Origin of the sequence: Clostridium sp. HCP1S3_C6 (assembly GCF_052066735.1) — a bacterium.
Classification (GTDB): Bacteria; Bacillota; Clostridia; order Clostridiales; family Clostridiaceae; genus Clostridium.
Map to the genome: position 1 here is coordinate 1 of NZ_JBQHRN010000057.1, position 6,378 is coordinate 6,378.

The 6,378-nt window shown below is 29.0% G+C and carries 5 protein-coding genes; 1 reads left to right on the forward strand and 4 read right to left on the reverse strand.

Going from position 1 to position 6,378, the window contains the following annotated elements:
* The first annotated feature begins 89 nt into the window (after positions 1–89).
* The gene (locus ACTNAO_RS12570; RefSeq protein WP_441027607.1) at positions 90–1,187 is read left to right on the forward strand and encodes a CotS family spore coat protein; all 1,098 of its coding nucleotides are present in this window, start codon (positions 90–92) and stop codon (positions 1,185–1,187) included.
* 81 nt (positions 1,188–1,268) lie between these two features.
* Here ACTNAO_RS12570 and ppdK read toward each other — a convergent pair whose 3' ends face one another.
* The 4 genes from ppdK to recO all read right to left on the reverse strand — a co-directional run bounded on the left by ppdK (position 1,269) and on the right by recO (position 6,224).
* Positions 1,269–3,896 carry a pyruvate, phosphate dikinase gene (gene ppdK / locus ACTNAO_RS12575; protein ID WP_441027606.1) on the reverse strand — a complete coding sequence of 876 codons (2,628 nt, stop codon included), beginning with the start codon at positions 3,894–3,896 and terminating at the stop codon, positions 1,269–1,271.
* 114 nt (positions 3,897–4,010) lie between these two features.
* A complete protein-coding gene (locus ACTNAO_RS12580) occupies positions 4,011–4,643 on the reverse strand; it encodes a helix-turn-helix transcriptional regulator (protein ID WP_441027605.1) in 633 nt (210 codons plus the stop codon).
* Positions 4,644–4,841: 198 nt separating this feature from the next.
* Positions 4,842–5,477 carry a DUF4342 domain-containing protein gene (locus ACTNAO_RS12585; protein ID WP_441027604.1) on the reverse strand — a complete coding sequence of 212 codons (636 nt, stop codon included), beginning with the start codon at positions 5,475–5,477 and terminating at the stop codon, positions 4,842–4,844.
* Positions 5,478–5,483: 6 nt separating this feature from the next.
* Positions 5,484–6,224, reverse strand: coding sequence for a DNA repair protein RecO (gene recO / locus ACTNAO_RS12590; protein ID WP_441027603.1), 741 nt, complete (start codon positions 6,222–6,224; stop codon positions 5,484–5,486).
* Positions 6,225–6,378: the final 154 nt, after the last annotated feature.

A 6,378-nucleotide genomic window follows, 5' to 3' on the forward strand; every position in this document is an offset into this window, starting at 1 on the left:
CTACACTACGCAACGGTCGTCGGCAGCGTCAGATGTGTATAAGAGACAGAGATAATACTATATATAAGTATTATTTTAGGAGATTCTTTATGAGTAAAAAAAACGAAATAAAAAATCCTATCTTTGATAAAAAAAATATAAGCAAATATATACTCCCCCAATACAATTTATTTGATTGTGATATTTCACTTATAAAATTTAAAAATACAAATAAACAAAGAATAATATATAAAATTTCTAAAAAGAATATTAACTACTGTTTAAAAAAAGTTTATTATGATGAAAGTAACCTTTTATATATTTATTCTGCTCTTGAATGGCTATATAGGTATAATATAAGTGTGCCAAGACTTATGCCTACTATTTCTTGTAATAGATTTTCAAAGGCTTTTGATAAATTTTTTATATTAACCCCATGGATTAATGGTGACAAATGTAATTTTGATAATGTACTACATTTATTTAATTCTATAGAAACTCTTGCTTATATTCATAAAACCTCAAAAGATTTCACTCCAATTAAAGGAAGTTTTCCAAGAAAAGGGCTAAGCAATTTATACATACAAACCTTAAAACACTTTGAAGATTTAAATAGAATTTCATCTTTAGCTATAAACTTAAATGATTCTTTTTCAAATTATTTTATTAAAAATTTTGAAGCAAATAATTTCCTTGCTGAAAAATCCTTAGAAGTCTCTGCAAAAATTTCTTATGAGAACTTATCTAAATCCTTAACTCATGGAGATTATGTTAATAAAAACATTATTATTTCTAACACCAAAACATCAGTTATCGATTTTGACAAATGTAAATATGACTTTATATCTCATGATATATCATACTTTTTACGTAGGCTTTTAAAGCGTAATAGTACAAAATGGGACTTTAAATTATTTATATCATTACTTAAAAAATACAATAATATTTATACACTTAATGAAGATGATATAAAATATATAGTTTCATATGTTTCTTTCCCTCAAAAATATTTTAAACTTTCTAAATCATATTATTATGATAAAAACTTTTATGGAAACAAAAATCTAAAAGATAAAAGATTAAATTCTTCTATAGATAGATGTGAAATAGAAAAGATATTCAAAAAAAGCTTACAAGCATTACCATACCAAATTAACTTTGTAAACAATGCTATAAACTACTTTAAAAATACAAAATGGAAATTATAAAAAGATTTGCAGTAAAAAACAAAAAGGAGTATTGAAAAATAATTAAAAACTTAATATTTTTCAATACAACCTTCTTAAATATTATCTCTTATTCTTAACTTGGGCTTGTGCTGCAGCAAGTCTTGCAAGAGGCACTCTAAATGGTGAGCATGATACATAATCAAGTCCAACATTATGGCAGAATTCAATAGATGAAGGATCTCCTCCATGTTCACCACATATTCCAAGATGAATATCTGGTCTTACACTTCTAGATTTTTCTGCTGCCATCTTAATTAAAGAACCAACTCCAACTTGATCAAGTTTTGCAAATGGATCTTGTTCATATATTTTCTTATCATAATATGCTCCAAGGAATTTAGCTGCATCATCTCTTGAGAATCCAAATGTCATTTGAGTTAAATCATTTGTACCAAATGAGAAGAATTCAGCTTCCTTTGCAAGCTTATCTGCAGTAAGAGCAGCTCTTGGAATTTCTATCATTGTTCCAACTTTATATTTAAAGTTTACGTTGTTTTCTTTCATTACTTCTTCTGCTGTTTTAACAACTATATCTTTAACATATTTTAATTCCTTAACTTCTCCTACTAAAGGTATCATTATTTCTGGAATAATATCATATCCCTTTTCTTTTCTTACTTCTATTGCTGCTTCAATAACAGCTCTTGTTTGCATTTCTGCAATTTCTGGATATGAAACTGCAAGTCTGCATCCTCTGTGTCCCATCATAGGATTAAATTCATGAAGTTCATCTACAGTTGCTTTAAGTTCTTCATAACTTAAATCCATTTCTTTTGCAAGAGATTTTATATCTTCTTCTGAATGTGGCAAAAATTCATGTAATGGTGGATCTAAGAATCTTATAGTGGCTGGTTTTCCTTCTAAAGCTTCATACATCTCAATAAAATCTTTCTTTTGCATTGGTAAGATTTTAGCTAATGCTTTTCTTCTTTGATCTACATCCTTTGCTACTATCATTTCTCTAACAGCCATTATTCTATCATCTGCAAAAAACATATGCTCTGTTCTACAAAGTCCAATACCTTCTGCTCCAAATTCAACTGCTTGCTTAGTATCTCTTGGATTATCAGCATTTGTTCTTACTTCTAACACTCTAACTTCATCAGCCCATGTCATAAATTCAGCAAAATATCCAGTAATTTCTGGAGTTACAGTTTTAACTGCTTCTGCATAAACATTACCTGTTGCACCATCAATTGAAATATAATCATTTACTCCATATTCCTTACCATCTATTATTACTTTCTTAGCATCCTCATTAACCTTAAGTGCACCACAACCTGCTACACAGCAAGTACCCATACCTCTAGCCACAACAGCTGCATGAGATGTCATTCCACCTCTAACTGTTAATATACCTTCAGCAGCAATCATTCCTTCTATATCTTCTGGTGAAGTTTCTAATCTTACAAGAACAACTTTTTCTCCATTTTTTGCTCTTTCCTTAGCTTCATCAGCTGTAAATGCTATTTTACCACATGCAGCTCCAGGTGATGCAGGAAGTCCTTTTGCTACAACTTTGGCTTTCTTTAAATCATCAGATAAAAATGCTGGATGAAGAAGAGAATCTAATTGCTTTGGATCAACTTTTAATAAAGCTTCTTCCTTTGTAATCATTCCTGATTTAACTAGATCAACTGCTATTTTAAGTGCTGCTTGGGCTGTTCTCTTACCATTTCTAGTTTGTAAAAAGAATAATTTGCCTTCTTCTATTGTTATTTCCATATCTTGCATGTCTTTGTAATGTGTTTCTAATTTGTTTATTATCCCTACTAATTGTTCATATATCTTAGGATTTTGTTCTTTTAATTTTCCTATTGGTTGTGGAGTTCTTATACCTGCAACAACGTCTTCACCTTGTGCATTCATTAAATATTCACCGTATATTCTATTTTCACCAGTAGCAGGGTTTCTTGAGAAAATAACACCTGTTCCTGATGTCTCTCCTTTATTACCAAATACCATTTGTTGTACATTTACTGCTGTACCCCATTCGCCTGGTATATCATTTAATCTTCTATATACTATAGCTCTTGGATTATTCCATGATCTAAATACAGCTGTAATTGACTCAATTAACTGAACTTTTGGATCTTGAGGAAAATCTTCACCCTTTTCTTTCTTGTATATTTTCTTAAAATCATTTACTATTCCTTTTAAATCTTCAAAAGTTAAATCTGTATCAAACTTATATCCTTTTGAATCTTTAATTTCATCTAGTCTATCCTCAAATAATCTTTTATCAATACCCATAACTACATCAGAGAACATTTGTATAAATCTTCTATATGAATCATATGCAAATCTTGGGTTATTAGTTTTTTGGGCTACAACTTCTACTGCTTGGTCATTTAAGCCAAGATTTAATATTGTATCCATCATACCTGGCATTGAAGCTCTTGCTCCTGATCTTACTGATACAAGTAATGGATCATCTAAACTTCCAAATTTTTTACCAGTTAAATCTTCAAGTGTTTTTACATTCTTTTGAATTTCTTCTAAGATTTCAGGGGCAATTTTTTCACCATCTTCATAATACTTATTGCAAGCTTCTGTAGTTACAGTAAAACCATGTGGAACTGGAATTCCTAGTGTAGTCATTTCTGCTAAATTTGCTCCTTTTCCTCCTAAAAGCTCTCTCATGTTAGCATTTCCTTCACTAAAAAGGTAAACATATTTTTTTCCCATCTCAATACTCCTCCGTCTATTATTTTATATTTTATTATATTTATACTAAAAGAATCCTATACTAAATACAGCACTCTTAAGTAACCACCCAAATAGACAAGTATCAAAAATTTTTTAATCTTCTCCAAGTTTTACAAAAAGCTTAGTAATATTAGTTTTTGATATCTTACCTATTATTTTGTATAACTCTTTATTGTCATCACTTTTAACTTTTTCTACAATCGGTATACTATCAATTTCATGGACAATAATTTTTTTTGCTAAGTCATAAACATTATCATCAAGACTTCCACATATTATATTAGGCATTCTAGTCATAATAACTCCAACAGGTACTTTATGAATATCAGTACCACCTATTGATATTTTTAAAAAATCTTTTCTTGAAACTGCCCCTACTAAAAATCCCTTATTCTCCACAAAAACTGTTCCAACATCATTCAAAAACAAGTATACGATTGCATCATATACCATAGTTCCTTCATTAACCATTGCAGGCTTTGACATTATTTCTTTTACCTTTATTTGAGAAATACTACTTAGCATCCCTTTATTTTTATGCTTAGTAGAATATACATATCCAACTTTAGGTTTTGCATCTAAAATACCAAGCATTGTAAGAATTGCCAAATCCGCCCTAAGTGCTGCTCTTGTAACTCCTAAAATAGAAGCAAGAGCACTACTAGTTATTGGTCCCTTTTCTTTAACTAATTTTATTATTTGTTCTTGTCTTTGAGACAAATTCATGTAACTCCCTCTTTCTTAGTCTTGAGAACTTAAAAGCATTAATTTACATTACATTATAATTATACCATGTAAAATAAATTTGACTATGGTTAATTTAAATAATAAATCGCTTTAAAGCCCCTGTTTTCCTTGTTTTTCTTCCTATTTTAACATTTTTGTTAACATTTTCGTTAAAAAAAGTGGCCGCAGCCACTTTCTTTAAACTTCATTACTATCTTCACTGTTATCTGCATCTATTTTGGTTTCTTGCTCATTGCCATTTTCATCAAAATTTACTTTGTAGCTATAAATAGTTTCATCTCCTGTATATACATGAGTTTTTTCTTGATCCTTCTTAGATACTTTATTAATTTCAGCTTTAATTTGTTCACTTATATTAATTGCTTTTTCCTTAATATCTTTTGCTGCATCACTTACATATTTATTAACTACCTTAACTGTACCGTCTTTCATTGTAATTTCTATAGTAACTTTTGTAGCCACAGCTGCTATAACACCAAATGCAAATATTGCAGGAACAACAATACTTATTACTGCCGCAGCAATTCCAGCATTTACTGGTACATCTACAATAACATTATCATCCTTCTTTACCTTTATTCTTGTTACATTACCCTTATTAATAACATCCTTAAGCCATGCTTTAAATTCTTCAACTGTTTCATTTTTTTGTCCTTCATTATCTAAATCTTCTTGCTTTTTCTTTTTATCTTCTAAGTATATTATAGCAGCTAAAACATCTCCACTACATCTTTCTAAAGCTTCCTTTGCTTCCTTATATGATACATAAGTTCTCTCAACTACTTGATCAATTTTTTCTAATGAAATTTCCATAAATCATCACTCCCTTAAATAATTAAACATCTCTAAACTTTTTGGTTTTTTAGCATAATTAGAAGAAATAATAAAGTTAGTCACTTTAGCAATTTCCTTTTTTATGTCTTCCGATAAATTTAATTTATATATTTTATCTGATGAAGTATTTGTTAAAAATCGTATAGCATTATATGCTCCTTTTGATATAAAAATACCATGCTCACGCTTACAATTTTCACATACACCACCATAATAAGCTAAACTAATATAATTGGTTACAGTAATTTTCTTTTTACATATAGCACATGAATCTAAATTAATCCCATAACCTGTTTCTTTTAATAATTTAAGTTCAAATGCTCTTATTAAAAGTTCATAATCTAAAGCATCTGTATCTAAAAGATAAAGGCATGTAATAAATTCTTTAAAAAGCTTATAATTTACTTCTCCATCTAAAAGAGCAATATCTATAAGTTCTGCAATATATGAAGAATATATAAGCTTATCTAAATTATTCATTAAATCTTGGAATGATTTTATTATTTTACCTTCCTGAAGATTAGCAAGTCCTCTACCTTTAAAAAATACGAAATCACAATAGCATAAATTCAATGTGACCCCAAATAATTTACTTTTGCTTTTTTTAGCTCCTTTAGCTATTGAAGATACCTTACCATATTTATCGGTAAAAATCCATAAAAGTTTATCATTTTCTTTATAATCTTGAGTTTTTATTACAACACCTTTACATTTGTATAAAGACAATTAACCATCTGCTACTTAAAATGTAATCAAATATAAACATTTCAAGAATTTTACTGTTTCAATGTATCTGCTTTTGTTATAAAAACTACTTGCATTTGATATGATACTCCACAGTCGTAAATTCCCGACTAGCCATCGGTACATACTTACAATA